24 protein-coding genes are annotated in these 20,567 nt (G+C 72.6%); 12 read left to right on the plus strand and 12 right to left on the minus strand.

Features of this window, described 5'->3' with window-relative positions; all coding sequences use genetic code 11:
* Nucleotides 1-76 precede the first annotated feature (76 nt).
* Nucleotides 77-550 (plus strand): STAS domain-containing protein, encoded by a 474-nt coding sequence (locus EV385_RS17340; RefSeq protein WP_130510403.1) that lies wholly within the window; start codon nt 77-79, stop codon nt 548-550.
* Between the two features lie 19 nt (nt 551-569).
* On the opposite strand, the gene EV385_RS17345 is transcribed toward EV385_RS17340, so the two are convergent.
* Nucleotides 570-1,025 (minus strand): HIT family protein, encoded by a 456-nt coding sequence (locus EV385_RS17345; RefSeq protein WP_130510404.1) that lies wholly within the window; start codon nt 1,023-1,025, stop codon nt 570-572.
* 183 nt (nt 1,026-1,208) lie between these two features.
* Here EV385_RS17345 and EV385_RS17350 point away from each other — a divergent pair, with 183 nt between their 5' ends.
* The 5 genes from EV385_RS17350 to EV385_RS17370 all read left to right on the plus strand — a co-directional run bounded on the left by EV385_RS17350 (nt 1,209) and on the right by EV385_RS17370 (nt 4,784).
* Nucleotides 1,209-1,820, plus strand: coding sequence for a GNAT family N-acetyltransferase (locus tag EV385_RS17350; protein ID WP_130510405.1), 612 nt, complete (start codon nt 1,209-1,211; stop codon nt 1,818-1,820).
* 110 nt (nt 1,821-1,930) lie between these two features.
* Nucleotides 1,931-2,455 (plus strand): response regulator, encoded by a 525-nt coding sequence (locus EV385_RS17355; protein ID WP_130510406.1) that lies wholly within the window; start codon nt 1,931-1,933, stop codon nt 2,453-2,455.
* Nucleotides 2,445-2,714, plus strand: coding sequence for a DUF6959 family protein (locus tag EV385_RS17360; RefSeq protein WP_130510407.1), 270 nt, complete (start codon nt 2,445-2,447; stop codon nt 2,712-2,714). The genes EV385_RS17355 and EV385_RS17360 overlap by 11 nt, the downstream gene beginning before the upstream one ends.
* A 31-nt stretch (nt 2,715-2,745) precedes the next feature.
* A complete protein-coding gene (locus tag EV385_RS17365) occupies nt 2,746-3,270 on the plus strand; it encodes a pyridoxamine 5'-phosphate oxidase family protein (protein ID WP_130510408.1) in 525 nt (174 codons plus the stop codon).
* A gap of 227 nt (nt 3,271-3,497) precedes the next feature.
* Complete coding sequence (locus EV385_RS17370; protein WP_242624928.1) at nt 3,498-4,784, plus strand: geranylgeranyl reductase family protein; 1,287 nt, start codon at nt 3,498-3,500, stop codon at nt 4,782-4,784.
* A 50-nt stretch (nt 4,785-4,834) separates the two neighbouring features.
* On the opposite strand, the gene EV385_RS17375 is transcribed toward EV385_RS17370, so the two are convergent.
* From EV385_RS17375 to EV385_RS17390, 4 genes are all read right to left on the minus strand, one after another.
* A complete protein-coding gene (locus EV385_RS17375) occupies nt 4,835-5,449 on the minus strand; it encodes a DUF6226 family protein (RefSeq protein ID WP_278045027.1) in 615 nt (204 codons plus the stop codon).
* 74 nt (nt 5,450-5,523) lie between these two features.
* Nucleotides 5,524-5,721 carry a DUF397 domain-containing protein gene (locus tag EV385_RS17380; protein WP_130510410.1) on the minus strand — a complete coding sequence of 66 codons (198 nt, stop codon included), beginning with the start codon at nt 5,719-5,721 and terminating at the stop codon, nt 5,524-5,526.
* A gap of 64 nt (nt 5,722-5,785) precedes the next feature.
* Nucleotides 5,786-6,706 (minus strand): helix-turn-helix domain-containing protein, encoded by a 921-nt coding sequence (locus tag EV385_RS17385; RefSeq protein WP_130510411.1) that lies wholly within the window; start codon nt 6,704-6,706, stop codon nt 5,786-5,788.
* A gap of 182 nt (nt 6,707-6,888) precedes the next feature.
* Entirely contained in the window at nt 6,889-7,326 is a 438-nt protein-coding gene (locus tag EV385_RS17390; RefSeq protein WP_130510412.1) for a DUF6232 family protein, read from the minus strand.
* A 607-nt stretch (nt 7,327-7,933) separates the two neighbouring features.
* On the opposite strand from EV385_RS17390, the gene EV385_RS17395 reads away from it, so the two are divergent.
* On the plus strand, nt 7,934-8,398 hold the full coding sequence (locus EV385_RS17395) for a DUF2231 domain-containing protein (protein WP_130510413.1): 465 nt from the start codon (nt 7,934-7,936) through the stop codon (nt 8,396-8,398).
* 6 nt (nt 8,399-8,404) lie between these two features.
* Here EV385_RS17395 and EV385_RS17400 read toward each other — a convergent pair whose 3' ends face one another.
* The 3 genes from EV385_RS17400 to ku are packed head-to-tail and all read right to left on the minus strand — an operon-like array spanning nt 8,405 to nt 11,214.
* Nucleotides 8,405-9,709, minus strand: a complete 1,305-nt coding sequence (locus EV385_RS17400; RefSeq protein ID WP_242624929.1) for an MFS transporter — start codon at nt 9,707-9,709, stop codon at nt 8,405-8,407.
* A 49-nt stretch (nt 9,710-9,758) separates the two neighbouring features.
* The gene (locus EV385_RS17405; protein ID WP_130510414.1) at nt 9,759-10,247 is read right to left on the minus strand and encodes an NUDIX domain-containing protein; all 489 of its coding nucleotides are present in this window, start codon (nt 10,245-10,247) and stop codon (nt 9,759-9,761) included.
* Nucleotides 10,248-10,260: 13 nt separating this feature from the next.
* Entirely contained in the window at nt 10,261-11,214 is a 954-nt protein-coding gene (ku, locus tag EV385_RS17410; RefSeq protein WP_130510415.1) for a non-homologous end joining protein Ku, read from the minus strand.
* Nucleotides 11,215-11,354: 140 nt separating this feature from the next.
* Between ku and ligD (EV385_RS17415) the strand changes: the two genes are divergently transcribed.
* Together ligD (EV385_RS17415) and ligD (EV385_RS17420) are read left to right on the plus strand one after the other, a co-directional pair.
* Nucleotides 11,355-12,314 (plus strand): non-homologous end-joining DNA ligase, encoded by a 960-nt coding sequence (ligD, locus tag EV385_RS17415; RefSeq protein WP_130510416.1) that lies wholly within the window; start codon nt 11,355-11,357, stop codon nt 12,312-12,314.
* Nucleotides 12,304-13,209 carry a non-homologous end-joining DNA ligase gene (gene ligD / locus EV385_RS17420; protein WP_130510417.1) on the plus strand — a complete coding sequence of 302 codons (906 nt, stop codon included), beginning with the start codon at nt 12,304-12,306 and terminating at the stop codon, nt 13,207-13,209. The genes ligD (EV385_RS17415) and ligD (EV385_RS17420) overlap by 11 nt, the downstream gene beginning before the upstream one ends.
* Nucleotide 13,210: 1 nt before the next feature.
* Here ligD (EV385_RS17420) and EV385_RS17425 read toward each other — a convergent pair whose 3' ends face one another.
* Both EV385_RS17425 and EV385_RS17430 read right to left on the minus strand, forming a co-directional pair.
* Entirely contained in the window at nt 13,211-14,872 is a 1,662-nt protein-coding gene (locus EV385_RS17425) for a DNA repair helicase XPB (RefSeq protein ID WP_130510418.1), read from the minus strand.
* 162 nt (nt 14,873-15,034) lie between these two features.
* Nucleotides 15,035-17,470 carry a helicase-associated domain-containing protein gene (locus tag EV385_RS17430; protein ID WP_130510419.1) on the minus strand — a complete coding sequence of 812 codons (2,436 nt, stop codon included), beginning with the start codon at nt 17,468-17,470 and terminating at the stop codon, nt 15,035-15,037.
* Between the two features lie 78 nt (nt 17,471-17,548).
* Here EV385_RS17430 and EV385_RS17435 point away from each other — a divergent pair, with 78 nt between their 5' ends.
* From EV385_RS17435 to EV385_RS17445, 3 genes are all read left to right on the plus strand, one after another.
* Nucleotides 17,549-17,749 (plus strand): hypothetical protein, encoded by a 201-nt coding sequence (locus EV385_RS17435; RefSeq protein ID WP_130510420.1) that lies wholly within the window; start codon nt 17,549-17,551, stop codon nt 17,747-17,749.
* Nucleotides 17,750-17,837: 88 nt separating this feature from the next.
* A complete protein-coding gene (locus tag EV385_RS17440) occupies nt 17,838-18,461 on the plus strand; it encodes an HAD family hydrolase (RefSeq protein WP_207230110.1) in 624 nt (207 codons plus the stop codon).
* 47 nt (nt 18,462-18,508) lie between these two features.
* The gene (locus EV385_RS17445; protein ID WP_130510422.1) at nt 18,509-18,895 is read left to right on the plus strand and encodes a cold-shock protein; all 387 of its coding nucleotides are present in this window, start codon (nt 18,509-18,511) and stop codon (nt 18,893-18,895) included.
* Here EV385_RS17445 and EV385_RS17450 read toward each other — a convergent pair.
* Nucleotides 18,892-19,719, minus strand: a complete 828-nt coding sequence (locus EV385_RS17450) for a 1,4-dihydroxy-6-naphtoate synthase (RefSeq protein ID WP_130510423.1) — start codon at nt 19,717-19,719, stop codon at nt 18,892-18,894. The two genes, EV385_RS17445 and EV385_RS17450, sit on opposite strands and share 4 nt — an antisense overlap.
* 66 nt (nt 19,720-19,785) lie before the next feature.
* The gene (locus EV385_RS17455; RefSeq protein ID WP_130510424.1) at nt 19,786-20,436 is read right to left on the minus strand and encodes a futalosine hydrolase; all 651 of its coding nucleotides are present in this window, start codon (nt 20,434-20,436) and stop codon (nt 19,786-19,788) included.
* Nucleotides 20,437-20,567 lie beyond the last annotated feature (131 nt).

A 20,567-nucleotide genomic window follows, 5' to 3' on the forward strand; every position in this document is an offset into this window, starting at 1 on the left:
CTTGGGCGACAGCGCGTGCCATCTCGTGCGCTCTGCGCACTACCACGGTCACCGCGCGCGGGTGAGCGTTGACGCAATGGCCACTTTCCGGAACCAACCCACGTACCAATGGGTAGCCCCCGCCGACGATGGTGTGCGGCGCTTCGTCGCCGTCGGCGAACTCGACCGCCACGTCCGTGACCAGGTTGCCGCGGTGCTGGGCGCCGTACCACCGGCGACCGGGCCGCACGTCGACATCGATCTCGGGGAGGTCACCTTCCTCGACGCGGCCATCGCCGGCCTCCTCATCTGCTATCACGCCACCGCGGCCGAGAACGGGGGCCGTGTCCAGGTGGTCAACGTCAGCGGCATCCCGCGACGCGTCCTCACGATCACCGGACCGCCGTTTCTGGCGGGCGCCGCCGCGCCGCCGCGCGCACACGTGTGCGCCCACCCCGCTGAGCTGATCACCACGGCGCGCGACGTCCCGGCCCGCTTCCGGGCCATCTGCGCCGTCGCCCGACCGATCCGGAAATTGCGACCACCTCGCATCGGCAAGGCCGAGAAATAGCGCGCCGGGTGCCGGGGTGCTATCCCTCTGCCACGAGCCGGCGTAGTGCTGCGACGTCGGCGCGCCACTGGTTCTCCGGCAAGGGCATGTTGGGGCCGTCCGGCAGCGGCGCGCCCGGAGCCGGGTCGTCGAGGTAGCGGGCTGTGACGTGGGTGTGCAGGTGGGGTCCGCGGTTGCCCATGGTCATGTAGTTGATCTTCATAGGTTGGAAGTAGTCGTCCACCAGCCTGCCGACGCGAAGGACGTCCGCGTGATAGCTCGCGGCCTCGTCCGCACTCAGATGATGTGGCTCCACGGCGTGCCGGCCGCGCCAGATCACCACGACGTAGCCGCGTACCAGGGCCTTCCTGGCGAGGTACGCGTCGGTGTGCGCACCGGCGTAGATCCGTGCGCCCGTGCGCGACTCGTCAGGCCGGCCCTCGGCGCAGAGGCGGCACACGGTTCCGCGACGCGCGCGTCCCAGTCGGTCGGCCATCCCATTGCCTGATCTTCGCAGTGCGACGCCAGGTGGGGCCGTCCGGCGGGGCGGGAGCCGGCGGCGGGCTCGCGCCCGCGGGCATTTCACGACCGGCGGCCCGCACGGCGAGGTGCGCAAAGACCCCGGCAGGGGCAAGGTCGTCGGTGGGGCCGTGACCGGCCCGATCGGAGGGCGGTGCGAATGACGGACACGGACACGGCTGCGATCTCCATCGTGCCGGCCAACGAGGCGACCCCGGACGACCTGACCGCCATCTTCGGAGTACGCGGGGAGCCCGCCCGCTGCCACTGCCAGTGGTTCAAGATCCGGGATGCCCAGTGGGGCTCGGTACCGGTCGAGGAGAAGGCCCGGCGCCTGCGGGAGCAGACCCACTGCGGTGATCGTACGGCCGGCTCGACGACCGGACTGGTCGCGTACCTCGACGGCGAACCGGCCGGGTGGTGCGCGGTCGAACCCCGCACCGAGTACGTGCGCCTGCTGCGCGGCCGCGTGCCGTGGAGTGGGCGCTCGGAGGACCGTACGGATGCCGGGGTGTGGGCGGTGACCTGCTTCGTCACCCGTACCGGGTTCCGCCGTCGCGGGGTCAGCCGGGCGCTGGCGGCCGCCTCCGTGGGCTACGCGCGCGAGCGCGGTGCCCGTGCTCTCGAGGGATATCCGATCATCACCCGGCCGGGGCAGACCTTCGGCTGGGGCGAGCTGTACGTCGGCAGCAGCGGCATCTTCGCCGCCGCCGGATTCCGCGAGGTCTCCACGCCGACACCCCGGCGTGCCGTGATGCGGATCGATTTCTAGCCGGGTGGACCGACACCCCGTTGGTGGCGTGCCGCGCCGATTCCCGCCGCGGACGGGGTGAGCGGCGTAGTGTCGGCACAACGCTGAGAAGACGCGTCGGGAGTGCTCCGATGACCGTATTGCTGCTGGCCGAGGACGACCCCGACCTTCGCGACGGGCTGCAGCGGCTGATGGAGCGGGCCGGCTACGTGGTCCACGCCGCGGACAACGGCGGCACCGCGTTGCGCCTCGCGGTCGCCGAGCCGCCGGATGTCGTGCTCACCGACCTGGACATGCCGGAGCTCGACGGCCTGGCGTTGTGCCAGGCGATCCGCGGCCGGACCGAGATCGGGGACATCCCGGTCGCCGTGCTCAGCGGCCGGTTGCGGTCGGCCGACACCGACCTGCGCGCCGCCGGGGTCTGCGCCGTCCTGCTCAAGCCGATGCCCAACGCCGAGCTGATCGAGGTGGTGCGCGCACTCGCCGAGTACGGGCCGCACCCGCACGACACGACCCCGTGCCGGGTCCTGCCCGCCGACGGGGCGGGGCGGTGCGCCGGCACTGTCTCGGCGAGCTGTGGCGGCCGCCCGAGGCGCGATCGGCGGACCGGGGGCGTGGTCGTGGATCCGCTGGCAGACTCGCGGAATGAGCTCTGAGAAGGTCGAGGTGCTCGCGCGTACGGGCAGCCACGCCGTCGTGCACCTGCCGGGCCGCGCGTTTCCCGGCATCCACGTGCCGGGGGACGGCTTCGCGGCGCTGCACCTGCAACTCGCCGCGGCCGCGCGGGCGCTACGTGCGGAGCCGGGTGATCAGGACGCCCTGGGCGAGCTTGATCATGTGGTCGGCGAGGTTGGCGCCGTGCTGGCAGCGTACGAGCGGACGCTGGCGGAGCGTGGGATCCGGCGTCCGTACTGATTTCGTCGTACCCCGGGCCTAGCGTGGCCCCATGATGGAGACCGCCGACGAGCTGGCCAACCTGCAACGGCTGCTCGACGCTTCGCACGCCACGTCGACCGAGCATCTGCGGGGCATCATCGACGCGGATCGCACGCTGACGGCAGCTGATCTCGCCGCGTTGCTCACCGGCATGCGGGTGCTCAGCGTGGCCACCGTGACCGCCGCCGGTGAGCCGCGCATCAGCGCGCTCGACGGCCACTTCCTGCACGCCACCTGGACCTTCAGCACGAGCGCGACCGCCGCGAAGGCCCGACATCTCCAGGCGCGACCCGCGGTCAGCGTCGCGCACATCGACGGGGAGGAGATGGCCGTCTTCAGCCACGGCCGGGTCGAGGTCATGACGCCGGACGATCCGCGCTGGGGCGAGACCATCGACCACTGGACGGCGCACTACGGCAGCTCGCCACTGTCCTGGGGCGACGAGATCCGGATGTATCGCCTGCGCCCACACTGGATGGTGGGTTACGCCTTCAAGCGCTCCGAACTGCTCGCCTCGCGTGGCGTCCCCGGCTGAGCCGAACAAAGCGAGAGACGTTCAAATCTTCGACGCATTTCGCTGCGAAGATCAGTGTCGCCCAGGGTGATCGCGGCGTGGCGCAGGGGAATGATCGGTGCGGACGCCGCCTGCCAGGGCGGGGTTGAGAGCCGCAGGCTGCGCGCAAGGGGGGCCGCAGTTCTGCGCGCGGGGGTGGGGCCGCATGGCGGTCCCGCCCCTGCACTCGGCGCGGCTAAACTCCGCACGTGGTCGAGGCGCCGGAGTGGGATGTCGCCGTTGTCGGAGCCGGGCCCGGCGGGCTCGCGGCAGCCTGCGCCGCGGCGTCGGCCGGGGCCCGGACGGTGGTTCTGGAGCGAGCCGCGCACCCTCGCTACAAGACCTGCGGGGGCGGCCTGATCGGCACGTCGCTGGGCATCGCTACGGAACGGATCGCGGTACCCGCTCGGGACACGGTCGCGGCGATCACCTTCGCGGTCGACGGGCGCCGGGCGTTCACCCGACGGGGCGGTGACACACCACTGCTCACGATGGTGCGGCGCGACGACTTCGACCTCGCCTGGCACGACGCCGCGGTCGCCGCCGGTGCCAAGGTGCGGGCGAACTGCCAGGCCCGGAGCATCACCCAGGACCGGCGCGCCGCCTCGGTCGGGCTGGCGGACGGCTCGACGGTCACCGCGCGGGTGGTGATCGGCGCCGACGGTTCGGCGGGCATCACCTCCCGCCACGTCGGCGTCACCTTCGACCAGCAGGATCTTGGGCTCGAGGTCGAGGTCGTGCCCGATCCGTCGCAGCGTGCGGCCTGGCGGGGCCGGGTGTTGCTGGACTGGGGGCCCGTGCCGGGCTCGTACGGCTGGGTCTTTCCGAAGGACGACGAGCTCACCGTCGGCGTGATCATGGCGAAGGGCCGGGGCGGCGAGACGAAGGAGTACCTCGCGCGTTTCCTGGCCCGGCTGGGCCTGGCGGATCGTCCCGTCCGGCGCGATTCCGGCCACCTGACCCGGTGCCGCAGCGCTGGCGCGCCACTGCGCCGGGGCCGCGTCCTGGTCGTCGGCGACGCCGCGGGCCTGCTGGAGCCGTGGACCCGCGAGGGCATCAGCTACGCGCTGCGCTCGGGCATGTGGGCGGGCCAGGCCGCCGCGACGGCCTGCAGCCGCGCCGCCGAGCCGGGCGAGGAAGGGCCGCTGGCCGAGGGCGAGAAGCGGCCGCTGGCCGAGGGCGAGGAAGGGCCGCTGGCCGAGGGCGTGGAGCGGCCGCTGGCCGAGGGCGAGGAAGGGCCGCTGGCTGAGGGCGTGGAGCGGGCGCTGGCCGGGTACGAGCGGCAGGTGACCCGCGAACTGGTGCCGGAGATGGTGGCCGGGCGGCGGTTGCTGGGCGTCTTCGAGCGCCATCCCGGCCTTGTGCACGCGGCGATGGCGACCCCGCTGGGCTGGCGGGCGTTCACGGCGTTCTGCCGCGGTGAGCTTTCCATGGCCCATATCCTGCGCAGGCCGTCGATCCGGGTGGCGGTACGCGCGCTGGGTCCCCCGGGTTAGCAGCGCTGGGTCCCCCGGGTTAGCAGCGCTGGGTCCCCCGGGTTAGCAGCTCAGTACAGGGGCGGCGGCTCGGTGGGGTCGGCGGCCCGCCGGTTCCAGGGCGCCCACCGGACGGCCGCCGCGAATCCCTCGCGCCGGGCCGCCCGTGCCTGCCGGCCCGACAGCTGCCCGCTGCGCCCCTGGCTGAAGTCCGGACCGATCAGCCGGGTTTCCCACCGCGAGCCGCTGAGGCGCCGCCGTACGCCCTCCCAGAGCCCACCCTCGACGTGCGCGTAGATCTCCCGGTGCAGGTCGTCGACGAGTTGCTTCGGATCCTCGTCGCAGGCGTCGCAGCCGCACACCGGCAGCGCCAGTTCGTGCCAGCGGCCGAGGCGTACCGCGAGGCCCGGGAAGTCCGTGAACGCGACCGCGAGCGGCCCGGCCACGGGGGAGCGGGGGATCAGCCGCACGATGCGGACCTGCGGGTCGCCCGCGCGCCCCTCGAAGGGCTCCGTAGTCTCCCGCCGCTCGACGGTGTACCGCTCGGTCAGCTCGTCCAGCAACACCTCGGCCGCGTCGTGGAGCAGGTCGAAGCGCCCCGGATCGGTGACCCGGAGATACGTTTCGGGCGGCGGGTCGACGTCCCCCATCTGGGCATTATGCCGCGGCGGCTGAGCGCTGCTCAGCCGAACGGGAAGCCGGCCGCGGCCGGAGGTGCGTGCGACCCGGGCTGTGGATCGCGCGCACCGTGATCACCGGATCAGTCGAAGACGAACTCGCCGGCGGTGACGCCTTCGACGAAGGCGGCCCACTCCTGTGGGGTGAACGTGAGCGCGGGGGCGCCGGGATTCTTGGAGTCGCGGATGAGGAAGGTGTCGTTGACCTTCGCCACCTCGACGCAGGTGCCGTTACCGCAGCGGGAGCTCTTCCGCCACTTGGGTTCGGTGCGGTCGGTCATGGTGCGGGTCCTTTCAAGGCGTGCCCACGGACCAGCGCACGCACCGGCCCGTGGGTCGGTGAGGTTACTGCGTATTCGGGTCGCCCCGCCGGCTGTGTTCAGCCGCGCGCAGGGCTTTGATCCGGTCACGGATGAAGGCGACGGTGGTCGCCTCGTCCGTGGCCGCGCTCCATACCTTGTCGTACCGGTTGCGGTGCCGCGAGGTGGTGGCGAGGTCCTCCACGAGCTCGTCGGTCAGACCGTTCTCCCGGTACAGCACCGCGTTCTCGGGCAGATCCTCGCCCAGGAACAGCAGCTCGAAACTGGCGTTGTTGGTCATCGGTGTGTCCACGGCGAACGGGATCATCCGCAGCTCGACGTGGCCGCTGGCGGCGAGGTCGACGAGTTGTTCGAGTTGCTCCGCCATGACCGCGTTGCCGCCGATCGGCCGCCAGAGCACTGATTCGTCGATGAGGATGTAGATCCGCATGTGGTCGAGCCGCGCGTTCAGGGTTTCGCGGCGGCGCTTGCGCGCCTCGATACGGTAGCGGATCTGTTCCTCGGTCAGCTCGTCGTCCCACTTGTGCATGAGCGCCTCGGCGTACGCGGGCGTCTGCATCGGTCCTGGGAGGTGATAGAAGCAGTAGTACCGGATCGCCGCCATCTCGGCCTCGAACTCGATGAGCCGCCGCAGCGGATCGGTGAGGTGCTCGCGGAACTCCGGGGCCTGCCACCAGAAGCGGCGCTGCCGGGTCCGGGCGATCTTGGCGGCCTGCAGCAGGTCGTTGATGCGCGCGCGGTCCTTGATGCCGAGGTACGTCAGCAGCGGGCGCAGGTCGTTCGGCGCGATGCTGACCTCGCCGCCCTCGATGCGGATGACCTTGCTGAGGGACCACTCCATCTCGTCGGCGACCTGCTGCTGGGTCAACTCCGCCGCCTCGCGGGCCTCGCGGAGTGCCAGGCGAACGCGCCGCCTGGCCACAGTGGGCGAGTCACCCTCAGCCATGAGTCCTTCATCGTCGATGCGAGTCGAAGTTGCCTGCGGCAATCATGCCACCTCGCTGGATGCCAGATCGCATCCAGCGAGGTCGCGCGTCATCTTACTTACTGTCATATCAGAACGAATCTGAGTACGCATAAGTTCATCGAAAAGTAACGGACTCACCCGTTGGGGTGGCGCTGCGGTGATCAGGTGACAACCAGGCCATAGCCGGCCGTAGGTGGTCGAGCCGCCTCCATCGCCCGCCGCAGACCGCGGCTGACCTGGTTGAACACTCGGGGGTCGGACTGGGTGTACAGGACCACGTCGCGCCCGCGGTACGTTGCCTCCAGCCGCCAGGTCCGTGATCGCGTCCGGTTGATCGTCACCGCCAGTGCGCCCGCTGCGGCGACGGTGAGCAGGCCGAGCATGTAGGCCGGCGGGGTGGTGAGTGCGGCCCAGCCGACGGAGGTCAGCAGCACGGCGCCGCCCGCCACGATCGCGTACGGGTGGGCGGGCTTGCCGCTGACCCGGTGTACCTGCCGCAGGTCGCGGATCTCGAAGACCCGGGCCGAGGTGGTGCGCCACACGAAGTGCTCGTCGGTGATCACCGCATCGGGCCCGCGGTAGTAGGTGCGTGTGCTCATCGCGAAACTCCTCTCCACCGCTTCTTGCGAGGGGAGGGGAGCCGGGCCACCATTGGCGCTGAGAGAGTCCCCCGCCTCGCTCGTTACCACCAGACGTAGCTCCAGAGGCGACAACGGCACCCGGTTGCCGCCGGGTGCCGTTGCGTTGTCTCCCTCCAACTCCGCCCTGTTGCCTGCATCCTCCAGTACAGCACGCCACCCGTCTGATCGCTACACCTCAAGTTGCCATGTTGCAGACTGCGTACAAGCCGACTGGGTGCAAGTTGCCGGTGTGTGCCGCCGCGTCCCGCCGGTGACCAGGGCGAAGTGGTCCGGCTCGGCGGCCGGATCCGGCCGCCGGATTGCGGCGCGTCCATTGCGGAACCGTGAGACCATACGCCGAACAGGTTCCAGGGACGCCGCGTCCGAGGCTGGTCGTCGGCGCGACCACCGGCCGCCAGCGCCAGCACAGCTCAGTTCAGCGCCACGCCAGAGACCAAAGACTCGTTTCATCGACGGAGGCGTCGGGTAGACCGGACATCGATACCTCACGCGGCCCGCGTCTGCAGGGCGCGGCCCCACCGCCGGACACATCCAGGACACCGCAGCTGGGGAGGCTGAACAGGGCATGGAGAGTCGACTGCGGATCGCGGGCGAGGCGGTGCAACCGGTACTCGTGATGTTCCCGCTCGGACTGTTCGCGATGGCCGCCATCTTCGATGTCGCTGACCTGCTCGGCGCCCCACAGTTCCTCGGCGCGCTGGCGTACTGGAACATCGTCGCCGGCCTCGTCGGCGGTGTGCTGGCCACAGTGGCCGGTGCGATCGACACGGCGTACGTAGCCCACGGCACCGCCGCGAAGCGGGCCGGTGTGCTGCGCACGCTGGGCAGCATGGGCGTACTGATCCTCTTCGCGGTCATCCTGATCCTGCGCATGCGCACGCCCGATCGGGTGGCGGGCGGCGGCCTGCTGGCGGTCGAACTGCTGGCGCTCGCCGCGGCCGGCTTCGTCGCCTGGCACGGCAGCGACCTCGCCGACCGGCACCGCCCGGCGGCCCTGGCCCGGGCCCAGGCCCGCCACCGCTGGTACTGACCGGTGCTAGGCCGCCGCGGCGCGGGCCGCGGCGGCCGCCACCCAGGCCTCGTCCTCGGCCTTCTTGCGGGCGATCCCGTTCGCGCCGTCGTAGCGGGCGAACGCCGGCAGCGCCGCCGCAAGCGCCGCGGTGCCGACCACGCAGAGCACCCCGCCCACCCAGATCGAGCCGCCCACACCCAGCCGGGTCCGCGCCATCATCCCGGAGCGCAGCTGTCCCAGCAGGGGGCCGGTGGTGTACGAGAGCATCTCGATCCCGGCGAGCCGTCCCCGCAGGTGGTCCGGGATGGTCTGGCTCCAGATGATGCTGCGGAAGATGCCGGAGACCATGTCGGCGGCGCCCGCGAACGCCAGGCAGAACAGGGTGAACCAGAGCGTGTGCGACAGGCCGACGCCGACGATGCCGACCCCCCACAACGCCGCCGCGATGATCACCATGAGGCCGTGCCGGTGCACCCGGCCGGTCCAGCCGGAACCGACCGTGGCCAGCAGCGAGCCGACGGCGGGGGCGGCGTACAGCAGGCCGAGCACCTTCGGGCCGCCGAGCTGCACGGCAAGGAACGGGTAGAGCGCCTGCGGCATGCCGAAGAACATCGCGTTGATGTCGACCAGGTAGGTGCCGAGCAGCTCGGGGCGGCTCTTCGCGTACTTCAGGCCGGTGATCACCGAGCGGATCGACGGGCGGTCCGCGTCCGGCGGGGGCGGGACGGCGCGGACCAGCGACAGGCAGGTCACCGAGATGGCGAACGTGATCAGGTCGAACGCGTACACCCAGGCCAGGTCGACGGTGGCCAGCAGCACCCCGGCCAGCGCGGGGCCGCCCAGCTGTGCGATCTGCATCCCCAGCGACTGCAGCGCGCTGGTCGCGGGGATCTGTTCGGGCGTCACCAGGCGGGGGACCATCGCCTCCAGGGCGGGGCGCTGCACGCCGTCGATGGCGGCGGTCACCGCGGCGACCAGGTACAGCAGCCACAGGTGCGGGCGGTCGGAGAGGGCGTTGACCAGCAGCACCCCGCACAGGGCCGTGAGCGCGAGCTCCCCGCCGCGGACCAGCAGCCGCCGGTCCACGAAGTCGGCCAGCGCGCCACCCACGAACGCCATCACCAGCAGCGGCACCAGCTCGCAGACGCCGAGCAGGCCCACGGCCAGCGGATCGCGGGTGATGGCCGCGACCTGGAACGGGATCGTGACGTACGTGATGAACGACCCGAAGCCGGACACCGCGCCGCCCACGAAGACCAGGCGGAAGTCGCGGGAGGTGCGCAGCGGGGTGAGGTCGAGCCCCAGCCGCCGCTGGGGTCGGTCGGTCACGCCCGGGATGGTGCCACGGGCCCGGCGCACCGGCCGAACGATTTTCGCCCTACTTGATCACTATGGTGCCGGTGCGTTCGAAGGCGGCCAGATCCGCGAGGGTCTCCTGGATGACCAGGGAACGGGGGCCCGGCAGCGCGTCCAGCGGGAAGAACCCGGCATCCACCGACTCCTCCGTCACCCTCCGCAGCTCGCCCTCCCACGCGTGGATCCGGAACGACATCAGGATCTGCTGGTACGTGTGCCCGTAGTCGTTGGTGAACGTGTACCTGCTGTAGAACGCGAACGGGGTCAGCGACGTGGCGCGCAGCCCGGTCTCCTCCCACACCTCCCGGATCGCGCAGTCCTCCATGCTCTCGCCCAGCTCCATCGCGCCCGCCGGGATGGCCCAGCGCCCATTGTCCGAGCGCTGGATCAGCAGCAGCCGGTCCGACTCGTCGAAGATCACCCCGCGAGCCCCCACGAACAGCAGGGTGTCGGCATCGCCGACGCTCGCCCGCACCCGGCCCAGATACGATTCCGCCCACGTCAGTCCCACGCGAGCAGCCTAGTCAGGCGGACTTCTTCGCCGCCTTCTTGGTGGGGGCCGCCTTCTTCGCGGTGGTGGTCTTCTTGGCGGCGGCCGCCTTCTTCGCGGGGGCGGCCTTCTTGGCCGGTGCGCTCTTCTTCGCCGGGGCCTTGAGCGGGGTGGCCTCGACCGCCCGCGCCCGCGCCTCCGGAGTCTCGCCGCGGGCCGCCTTGGCCCGCTCGACGGACGCCTTCAGCGCCGCCATCAGATCCACCGCGGCGGCCGGGGCCTCCTCGGCCTCCTCCGGTGTGACGACCTCCCGGCCCTCCACCTTGGCGTCGATGACCTCCTGCAACGCGGCCCGGTAGTTGTCGGTGAACTCGTCCGGCTTGAAACTGCCCGCCATCGAGTCGATCAGCGAGCTGGCCATCGCCAGCTCGGCCGGGCGGGTCTCCACGTCGTCGTCCAGGAAACCGAAGTCCGGGGTGCGCACCTCGTCCGGCCAGAGCATCGTGTTGAGCACCAGCACGTCGTCGCGGACCCGCAGGGTGGCCAGCTGCTCGCGCTGGCGCAGCGCCACCTTCACGATGGCGACCCGGTCGGCGTCGGTGAGGGCGTCGCGCAGCAGCACGTACGGCTTGGCGGCCTGGCCCTCGGGCTCCAGGTAGTACGCCTTCGCGTACATGATGGGGTCGATCTGGTCGGCGGGCACGAAGGCCAGTACGTCGATGGCGTGCGAGGTGGTCAACGGCAGGTCCGCGAAGTCGTCGTCGGTGAGGATGACCATCTCGCCGCCGCCGATGTCGTAACCCTTGGCGATGTCGTCGTAGCTGACCTCTTCGCCGTCCACGGAGCAGACCCGCTTGTACTTGATCCGGCCGCCGTCGGTGCGGTGCACCTGGTGGAACCGGATGTCCTTTTCCTCCGTGGCCGAGAAGAGTTTGACCGCGATCGACACGAGGCCGAACGACACCGCGCCCTTCCAGATCGCCCGCATGCCCCGCCCTTCCCGCCGTGGCAGCCGTTCGCTCCCTTGGTCATACCCGCGCTGAGCTGCCGGAATCGCGTTCGTACCCGATCAGGATCGCATCACCGACACGCCTGCGTAAGGTGTTCGCACCTGCCTATGGTGATCGAATGGCCGGTGCACCGCTGTCCCCGATGCTCGCCACCGCGGGCACCCTGCCGGCGGGACCGGGGTGGAGTTACGAGTTCAAGTGGGACGGCGTGCGGGTGCTGGCGTCCTTCGCCGGTGCGCGCCCCCGGCTCTGGGCCCGCTCCGGCACGCTGGTCACCGTGGCGTATCCCGAGGTGGCTGCCCTGGAGTTGCCCGCCGGATCGCTGCTGGACGGGGAGATGGTGGTGCTCGACGCCAGCGGGCGGCCGTCGTTCACGGCGCTCGCGGAGCGGATGCACGTGCGCGACGCGGGGCGCGCGGCCCGGCTCGCCGCCGGACTGCCCGCCACGTACATGATCTTCGATCTGCTCCGGTACGGCGACGAGGCGCTGCTGGCCCTGCCGTACGCGCAGCGGCGCGCGCGGCTGGAGGCCCTGGAGCTGGAAGGGCCGCACTGGACGGTGCCGCCCGCCTTTCCCGACGGCGCCGCCACCGCGGCCGCCGCCCGGGAGCACGCCCTGGAAGGGGTGGTCGCCAAGCGGCTGGAGGCGCCGTACGTGCCGGGGGCCCGCTCCGCCGACTGGATCAAGGTCAAGTTCGACCGGACCGGTGACTACGTCATCGGCGGCTGGCGGTCCGGCGCCCGGCGCCTCGGTGGCCTGCTCGTCGGCGTGCCCGGCCCGGACGGCCTGCTGCGGTTCCGTGGCCGGGTCGGCGGTGGCATCGGCGCCGCCGCCGAGCAGGACCTGCTGGCGGCGCTGCGGCCGCTGGCCGCACCGGAGTCGCCGTTCGCGCCCGGCGCGGTGCCTCGCGAGGATTCCCGCGGCGCACACTGGGTACGCCCCGAGCTGGTGGCCGAGATCCGGTACGGCAACCGCACCCCCGACGGGCGGCTGCGGTTCCCCCGGTTCCTGCGGCTGCGCCCGGACAAGACGCCCGAGATGTGTGCCGAAGAGGAGGAGGACGACCGTGCCTCGTGAGCGCTTCGTCGTCCACCTCGACGGGCGCGACCTGGAACTGTCCAACCTCGACAAGGTCCTGTACCCGGCGGCCGGGTTCACCAAGGGTGAGGTCATCGACTACTACACCCGGGTCGCCCCGGTGCTGCTGCCCCACCTTCAGGACCGGGCGCTGACCCGCATCCGCTACCCGAACGGGGTCGAGGCCGCCCACTTCTTCGAGAAGAACGCCCCCGGCGGCACCCCGGACTGGGTCCGCCTGGCGACCCTGCCCGTACCCGGCTCCACCAAGAGCCGGGAGACCATCGACTTCGTGGTGGTCGACGACCTGGCCACCCTCGTGTGGGTGGCCAACATCGCCTCCCTGGAACTGCACACCCCGCAGTGGCGCATCGGCGCCGACCCCGACCTGATGGTGGTCGACCTGGACCCGGGGGAGCCCGCCGGGCTACGGGAGTGCTGCGCGGTCGCGGTGCTGGTCCGGGACCGGCTGGCCGCCGACGGCGTCGCCGCGTACCCGAAGACCTCGGGGAAGAAGGGCATGCAGCTGTGCTGCCCGATCGCGGGCACGCAGTCCGCCGAGCACGTCAGCGGGTACGCCAAGCGGATCGCCGAGGAGTTGTCCAGGCAGGTGCCCGGCTCGATCACCGCGCGGATGACCAAGGCGATCCGGCCCGGCAAGGTGTTCATCGACTGGAGCCAGAACGCCGCCGCGAAGACCACCGTGGCGCCGTACTCGCTGCGGGCCCAGCCCCACCCGACCGTGTCGACGCCGCTGACATGGGACGAGGTGGAGGCGGTCGCGGTGGGTGACGAGCCCGCCCGGCAGTACCGGGCGGGCGAGGTGCTCGACCGCGTGCGGGAGCACGGCGATCTGCTGGCCGACCTGCTCACCCCCGGCCCGGCGGTGCCCTGAGTCAGTCCACCGTGGGCAGCGGCGGGCCCAGCACGTCGTCCGCGTCGACGATCGTGTACGCGTACCCCTGCTCGGCCAGGAAACGCTGGCGGTGCGCGGCGTACTCGGTGTCGATCGTGTCCCGGGACACCACGGTGTAGAAGTGCGCCTGGCGGCCGTCCGCCTTCGGGCGCAGCACGCGGCCCAGCCGCTGCGCCTCCTCCTGCCGGGACCCGAACGTGCCGGACACCTGGATCGCCACCGCGGCCTCGGGCAGGTCGATGGAGAAGTTGCCGACCTTCGAGACCACCAGGGTGCGCAGCGCGCCCGAGCGGAACTCGTCGAACAGCCGTTCCCGCTCCTTGTTGGTGGTGGCGCCCTGCACGATCGGTGCGTCCAGGTACTCGCTCAGCTCGTGCAGCTGGTCCAGGTAGCCGCCGATCACCAGGGTCTGCTCGCCCTTGTGCCGCTCCAGCAGGGCGCGGACCACGGGCAGCTTCGTCCGGGCCGTCGACGCGACCCGGTAGCGCTCCTCGGCCTCACTCACCGCGTACGCCATCCGCTCCGCGTCCGTCAGCGTCACCCGGACCTCGACGCACTCGGCGGGGGCGATCCAGCCCTGCGCCTCGATGTCCTTCCACGGCGCGTCGTAGCGCTTCGGACCGATCAGGGAGAACACGTCGCCCTCGCGGCCGTCCTCACGGACCAGCGTGGCGGTCAGCCCGAGGCGCCGCCGGGCCTGCAGGTCCGCGGTGAACCGGAAGATCGGCGCGGGCAGCAGGTGCACCTCGTCGTAGATCACCAGACCCCAGTCGCGGGCCCCGAACAGGTCCAGGTGGGTGAACGCGCCGCCGCGCCGCGACGTCAGCACCTGGTACGTGGCGATGGTGACCGGGCGGATCTCCTTGCGCTCGCCGGAGTACTCGCCGACCTCCTCCTCGGTCAGCGACGTACGGGCGATCAGCTCCCGCTTCCACTGCCGCCCGGCGACCGTGTTGGTCACCAGGATCAGCGTGGTGGCCTTCGCGACGGCCATGGCGGCCGCCCCGACCAGGGTCTTGCCCGCCCCGCACGGCAGCACCACCACACCGGACCCGCCGGCCCAGAACCCGTCCACGGCCTCCTGCTGGTACGAGCGCAGATGCCAGCCGTCTTCCGCCAGGTCGATCTGGTGCGCCTCGCCGTCCACGTACCCGGCCAGGTCCTCGGCGGGCCAGCCCAGCTTGAGCAGCGCCTGCTTGAGGCGGCCGCGTTCCGAGCCGTGCACCGCGATCGTCTCGTCGTCGAGGCGGGCGCCCAGCATCCCGGCCAGCTTCTTGCTCTTGGCCACCTCGACCAGCACGATCCGGTCCAGCCCGCGCAGCACGAGCCCGTGCACCGGGTCGTTGAGCAGTTGCAGGCGGCCGTACCGGTCCATCGTCTCGGCCACGTCGACCAGCAGGGCGTGCGGCACCGGGTATCGGGAGAACTTGATCAGGCCGTCGACCACGCTCTCCGCGTCGTGCCCGGCCGCGCGGGCGTTCCACAACCCCAGCGGCGTCAGCCGGTACGTGTGCACGTGCTCCGGCGAGCGTTCCAGCTCCGCGAACGGCGCGATCGCCATCCGGCACGCCTGCGCGTCGGGGTGGTCCACCTCCAGCAGCAGGGTCTTGTCGGACTGCACGATCAGGGGTCCGCCGCTCACCACGTGCCCTTCCACGATCCAGCGATGACCCTCCAGTCTGACACGGCCCGCCACCGCTTGACCCCGCGTGCAAAGCTTCAGGCCCGGGCGGATCACGCCCGGGGTGGCAACGGCGGACGACCGCGTGCGCGAGGCCAACGGGGGCATGCGGTCCGCCGTGCCTTACTTCTGCTCTTCCTCCTCGGGCACCGCTGCCGTGATCCGGTGCAGCGCGAAGGTGTGCAGCGTCTCCGTGCGGTCGTCCTCGGCACGCAGGTAGCCCGCGCTCAGCGACACCGGCCGCACCAGCCGCGACAGGGTCGCGCCGTGCGAATCCACGTACCCGACCCAGACCCGGGCCTTGTCCCGCACGGCCTGCTGCAGCACCGCCATGGCCTGACCGTGCGCCTGCACCGCGGTCAGGCCGGGCACCCCCTGGCCGTGCGCGGCCCGGACCGTGACCGGCGCCCGCCGCGCCGCCCGGGTCGCGATGTCCCCGCGGCGGATCTGCTCCACCACCCCGGCCAGCCGTGGCCCGGCCAGCAGCGGGGGCCCGGCCTGCTCGGCCACCTTCGCCGCCAGCGGGGTACGTGACGCCGCCCGGCGCACCTTCGGCCGGGTCAGCACCGCAGCGCCGCCCGCGTCCTCCGCCACCGGCGCGTACCCCGCCTCCCGCAGGGCCCCCAGCAGCCGCGCCACCGGGTACGCGGTGACCAGCACGGTCGGCGCGATCCGGCGCAACGCCATCGGCGTCAGCCGCTTGTCCGCCAGCGCCTCGGCCAGCAGCGCCTCGTCGTCGCTGCGCAGATACGCACCCGCCGAACCGGTGCGGAGCCCGCCGTGGGTGCGCGCCGCGTCGTCGATCAGGTACGTCAGCGCCTGCGGCACCGGGGTGCGCGAGCGCCGCCGGAACAGCGCGTGCAGGTCGGCCGCGCCGTACCCGACGTCGAGGGCGTGCCGCACGCTGGCCGGGGTGACCCGGTGCACGCTGGCCCCGCCCGCGGACTCGTGCTCCGCCACGACGTCCAGTTCGGCGGCGAGTTCCGGCTCGGGCGGGCCCGGCACGACCACGGACAGGTCCGCCTGCACCAGGACGTGATCCACCGGCGCGGGCAGCAGCGCGTCCAGCACCCGGACCACGTCCGACCCGGCCGCCGAGGGCTCTGCGCCGACACCCAGTGGGTCCGGGTCGGGCTCGGCGCCCTCGTCCAGCAACAGCCGACCGTACGAGGTGATCGCGCCGAGTGCGGCGACGCCGAGCGCGACGGAGCCGGCCAGCGCGTCCCGGTGCGCGGCCTCCCGGCCCCGCGCCCGCCGGGGCGCCTGCCAGCCCAGCTGACCCAGCACCGCGTCCACGCTCGGCGCGGTGCCCGCGGGCAGGGCCGCCAGAACCCGCAGGGCCTCCCGGCGGGCCTGCGGCGCGCCCGCCCGTTCCGCCTCCGGGGACAGCGCCGTGATCGGGCGGTCCCGCTCGTCGCGCTGCCCGACGAGACCCGGCTGGCGGGTCATCGCGAGCCAGGACCGGGCCAGAGTCTCCCAGCGCTGCGCGATGCCGGTGGCCCGCCACAGGTCGTACGTGCCGGTCGGCAGGAAGATCTCCTCGGCCCCGCCGCCGGTGCGGCTCACGTACACCCCGCGCGGGGCGCCGGAGGCGTCCGCCTCGCCGAGCAGCCCGGCCGCGTACGCGACCTCCAGCAGCAGTGCCGTGGTGACCTCGTCCTGGCCGCTGGCGCGGGCGAGGCGCTTGAGGTCGCGGACGCCGAGCCCACCGGTCTTGAGCACCGCCGCCGGCTCGGCGCCCAGCGTCTCCAGGATCGCCTCGGTGATCCGCACGGCCTCCATGACCTGACCGGCCCCGGCCGAATCCACCGACTTGGCCTCGCGCACCGGCGACGGCGGAGTCGGCGCGAACGGGCGCAGCGGCCCCAGCGGGCCGGTGTCGCGGCGCAGCAGCAGGCCGATCTCGCGGGGCAGCTCCACCAGCTCCCCGTCCGGGCGGGGCGCGCGACCCGCCTCACCGACCGGTACCAGCATGTGATGCTCGACCAGCCAGCGCACCGGCTCGGCCATCGCGGCCGCGTTCAGCGCGCCGACCGGCGGGCCGGCGGCCAGGCGCTCCAGCACGGCCCGGGCCGCCGGGGGCGCGGCCAGCACGGTACGGCGCAGCTTCGCCCGGTCGGCGCAGAGCGCGGCCGCCAGCGGGTCCAGGTAGTCCGCGGGCCGTCCCAGCCCCGCCGGGTACGGCGAGGCCACCTCGTCCACGGCGCCGACGACCTGCAGCTCGTGCTCCGGCCCGTGCAGCAGGAACCGGGCGCGCAGCCGGTCCACGGCCGCCCGTACGTCCTCGGCGGGGGCCGCCGCGGCCAGCTCGGTGATCGCCGCCACCGAGGTCAGGATGGTGTCGGGGTCGCGGCTGAGCCGGGCCGCGTCCAGGATCTGGAGGGTGAACTCGTCGAGTCCGTCCAGGCAGCGGGCCACGGAACCACGGGACTGGGCCCGCACCGCCAGCGCCGAGATGTCGGCGGGCAGGGGCACGACGAGGTCGGGACGCAGCTGGATCAGCGCCCCGAGTGCCGCGTCCGGCAGGGAGCGCAGCTGGTCGGCGAAGGTGGTGGCCATCGCGTTCCACGCTAGCCGCCATGGGACGATGGTGACGGGCCCAGGGCGTGGGCTCGGACGCGATGCGGAGGGACGAACGTGGCACAGGCGAAGGTAGCGGGCACCCCGGCGGCCGACGGTGGGGTTTCGGGCAGCCAGCCCCGTACGCCGGAGGGCGATCACCTGGTGGTCTCCGAGCTGGTGTCGGACCGGCCCGCCGCGCCCTCCCCGTTCGGCGACGACCAGAGCTTCCCGCTGCCGGTGGAGCGGCTGACGTACCGCCCCTCGACCGCCTCGTGAGGGCTCAGTCACCTTTGTCATGCTCTCCTGGCCCTCGCCCGCGAGGCCGTCGGGAGGCGCGGCGAGGTGCCGCTCGGTGCAGTCGATCATGACGGCGGTCGGCTTCGACCTGGACATGACCCTGATCGACTCGCGGCCGGGAATCTGGGCGACGTACCGCGCGCTGACGGCGGCGACCGGGGTGCATGTCGACGCCGATCTGGCGGTGACCCGGCTCGGACCCCCGCTGCGGCAGGAGCTGGGCGAGTGGTTCCCGCCGGAGGAGATCGAGCGGGCCGTCGCCACGTTCCGGGCGTTGTACCCCGACCACGCCGTCGCCCCGACCGTGCCGATGCCCGGCGCGGTCGAGGCGCTGGCCGCGGTGCGCGAGCTGGGCCTGCGGGTGGTGGTCGTGACCTCGAAGCTGGGCCGGCTGGCCGAGTTGCACCTGGCCCACCTCGGCCTGCACGCCGATGTGGTCGCGGGTGACCTGTTCGCGGCGGGCAAGGCGGCCGCGCTGGCCGAGCACTCGGTCCGCTGGTACGTCGGTGACCACGTCGCCGACATGGTGGCCGCCACGACCGCCGGGATACCGGGGGTCGCGGTGGCCACGGGTCCGTGCAGTGTCGACGAACTGCGCGCCGCCGGCGCCAGCCACACGCTGCCCGATCTCATGGAGTTCCCCCCGCTGCTGCGGGAGATTGCGGTTGGGTCCGGGCGCGCGGCTGGATAGCCTTGCCGTGAGCGCATGTGTCCATTGAGTGAAGTTGAGGTCAGCGGGTGCCCACGGGTCGAGTGAAGTGGTACGACGCGGCGAAGGGTTTCGGCTTCGTCACCAGCGATGAGGGTGGCGACGTCTTCCTGCCCAAGGGTTCGCTGCCCGCCGGCGTGGCCGAGCTGCGTGCGGGTCAGCGGATCGAGTTCGGCGTCGTCGACAGCCGCAAGGGTGCGCAGGCGCTGGGGGTGAAGGTGCTGGACGCGCCGCCGTCCGTGGCGGAGCTGCGCCGCCGTCCGGCCGAGGAGCTGCACGGCCTCGTCGAGGACATGATCAAGGTGCTGGAGGCGAAGGTGCAGCCGGACCTGCGCCGCGGCCGTTTCCCGGACAAGAAGACGGCGCAGAAGGTCGCCCAGCTGGTGCACGCGGTCGCCCGCGAGCTGGAGGTCTAGGCGGTCAAGGGCTCGATCAGGGGGATGACCCCCACCGCCGCCGCCCGCTCCAGCAGCGTGTCGGCGGCGGCGAGCCCCTCCGGGCCCAGGTCCAGCGTGTACTCGTTGACGTACAGCTCGATGTGCTGGCGTACCACGTCCAGCTCCATCTCCTGCGCGTGTTCGAGGACGAAGTCGCGGCTGGCGTCCGGGTTCGCCCAGGCCATGCTGACCGAGGTGCGGATCCATTCGGCCGCCTCGCGCGGGTCGACGACGCCCTTGCGGGCCAGGATGGCACCCAGCGGGATGGGCAGGCCGGTGTCCTTCTCCCACCATTCGCCGAGGTCGACCAGCGACGTCAGGCCGTACTGGTGGTACGTGAAGCGGGCCTCGTGGATCACCAACCCGACGTCGAACCGGCCGGTCGCCACGCCCGGCATGATCTCGTGGAACGGCACGACGGCGATGCGGGACGGGGCGCGCCAGCCGGTCCAGAGCCGAAACAGCAGGTACGCGGTGGTGCGGTCGCCCGGCACCGCCACGGTCGCGCCGCGCAGGTCACCGTCGGCCCAGCGGCTGTCCCCGCTGGTCAGCACGAGCGGTCCGCAGCCGCGCCCGAGCGCGCCGCCGCACGGCAGCAGGTGGTACTTGTCGAGCAACCAGGGCAGTGCCGCGTAGCTGACCTTGACGAGGTCGAACTCCCCCTCCTCGGCGGCCCGGTTGGTCACGTCCACGTCCGCGAACGTCATGTCGATCGCGGGCGCCCCCGGCACGAGGCCGTGCACCAACGCGTGAAAGACGAATGTGTCGTTGGGACACGGCGAAGCCGCCAGGGTGAGCGCCACGCTCCGACCGTATCCCGAGCGTGGTCCCGGTCGCCTCAGCAGGCGCATGTCTGCCCCACCACACGTTCAGAGCGGCAGGCCGGACAGCGCCCGCGCGGCCCGGGTCAGCGCGCCCAGCGCCTCGGGGATCCGCCACGCCAGGCGGTCACGGGGACCGACCGCGTTCGAGATCGCCCGCAGCTCCGCGAACGGCGTACCGGCGCCGGCCGCCGCGCAGGCGACGCCGTAGCCCTCCATCGCCTCGGCGGCGGCGGCCGGAAACCGGGCGGCCAGCGCCGTCGCCGTCGCGGCCGTGCCGGTGACCGTGCCGAGCGTGAGGATGTCGCCCGGCACCGCCTCGGGCAGCGCGGCCGCCAGGGCCTTGATCAGGGTCTCGTCCGCGTCGATGACGCTCGTGCCGAAGCCGAGCAGCTCGACGGGCAGGAAGCCGTCGGCGGACTCGGCGCCGAGGTCTGCGGCGATCGCCCGGAGCCCGAGCACGGTCGCGCCCACCGCGGCGCGGCCGGGAAGGCCGCCGCCGATCCCGGCGCTGAGCACCGCCCGGTACGGCGAGCCCGCCGCCTCGGCGAGGGCCAGCAACCGGGCCGCCCCGGCCCCCGCGGCGGCGGGACCCACCCCCACGGGCTCGACCCGGATCCTGGCCGGGTCGGCACCGGCGCGTACGGCGTCCGCCTCCGCCGCCACGGCCGTGACGACGAGCAGGTCCGGTGCGCTCACCGGTCGGCCTGGCCGGAATCGGCGTCGCTGCCGGTGTTGTCGCGGCGGGCCGCCGACGACGGCCGGTAGATGTGGTAGCCGGGCGGCGCCAGCCCGGCACCGGCCGCCTCGGCGGACTGGCCATCGCGGGA

Origin of the sequence: Krasilnikovia cinnamomea (assembly GCF_004217545.1) — a bacterium.
Classification (GTDB): domain Bacteria; phylum Actinomycetota; class Actinomycetes; order Mycobacteriales; family Micromonosporaceae; genus Actinoplanes; species Actinoplanes cinnamomeus.

Excerpts from the sequence above, each read along its gene's own strand:
- EV385_RS17385 (WP_130510411.1), bottom strand. The coding sequence starts at position 6,706 with ATGGCTGAGGGTGACTCGCCCACTGTGGCCAGGCGGCGCGTTCGCCTG.
- EV385_RS17390 (WP_130510412.1), bottom strand. The coding sequence starts at position 7,326 with ATGAGCACACGCACCTACTACCGCGGGCCCGATGCGGTGATCACCGAC.
- EV385_RS17365 (WP_130510408.1), top strand. The coding sequence starts at position 2,746 with ATGATGGAGACCGCCGACGAGCTGGCCAACCTGCAACGGCTGCTCGAC.
- EV385_RS17430 (WP_130510419.1), bottom strand. The coding sequence starts at position 17,470 with ATGGCCACCACCTTCGCCGACCAGCTGCGCTCCCTGCCGGACGCGGCA.
- EV385_RS17345 (WP_130510404.1), bottom strand. The coding sequence starts at position 1,025 with ATGGCCGACCGACTGGGACGCGCGCGTCGCGGAACCGTGTGCCGCCTC.
- EV385_RS17350 (WP_130510405.1), top strand. The coding sequence starts at position 1,209 with ATGACGGACACGGACACGGCTGCGATCTCCATCGTGCCGGCCAACGAG.
- ligD (WP_130510416.1), top strand. The coding sequence starts at position 11,355 with ATGGCCGGTGCACCGCTGTCCCCGATGCTCGCCACCGCGGGCACCCTG.
- ku (WP_130510415.1), bottom strand. The coding sequence starts at position 11,214 with ATGCGGGCGATCTGGAAGGGCGCGGTGTCGTTCGGCCTCGTGTCGATC.
- EV385_RS17395 (WP_130510413.1), top strand. The coding sequence starts at position 7,934 with ATGGAGAGTCGACTGCGGATCGCGGGCGAGGCGGTGCAACCGGTACTC.
- EV385_RS17355 (WP_130510406.1), top strand. The coding sequence starts at position 1,931 with ATGACCGTATTGCTGCTGGCCGAGGACGACCCCGACCTTCGCGACGGG.
- EV385_RS17340 (WP_130510403.1), top strand. The coding sequence starts at position 77 with ATGGCCACTTTCCGGAACCAACCCACGTACCAATGGGTAGCCCCCGCC.
- EV385_RS17380 (WP_130510410.1), bottom strand. The coding sequence starts at position 5,721 with ATGACCGACCGCACCGAACCCAAGTGGCGGAAGAGCTCCCGCTGCGGT.
- EV385_RS17440 (WP_207230110.1), top strand. The coding sequence starts at position 17,838 with ATGACGGCGGTCGGCTTCGACCTGGACATGACCCTGATCGACTCGCGG.
- EV385_RS17360 (WP_130510407.1), top strand. The coding sequence starts at position 2,445 with ATGAGCTCTGAGAAGGTCGAGGTGCTCGCGCGTACGGGCAGCCACGCC.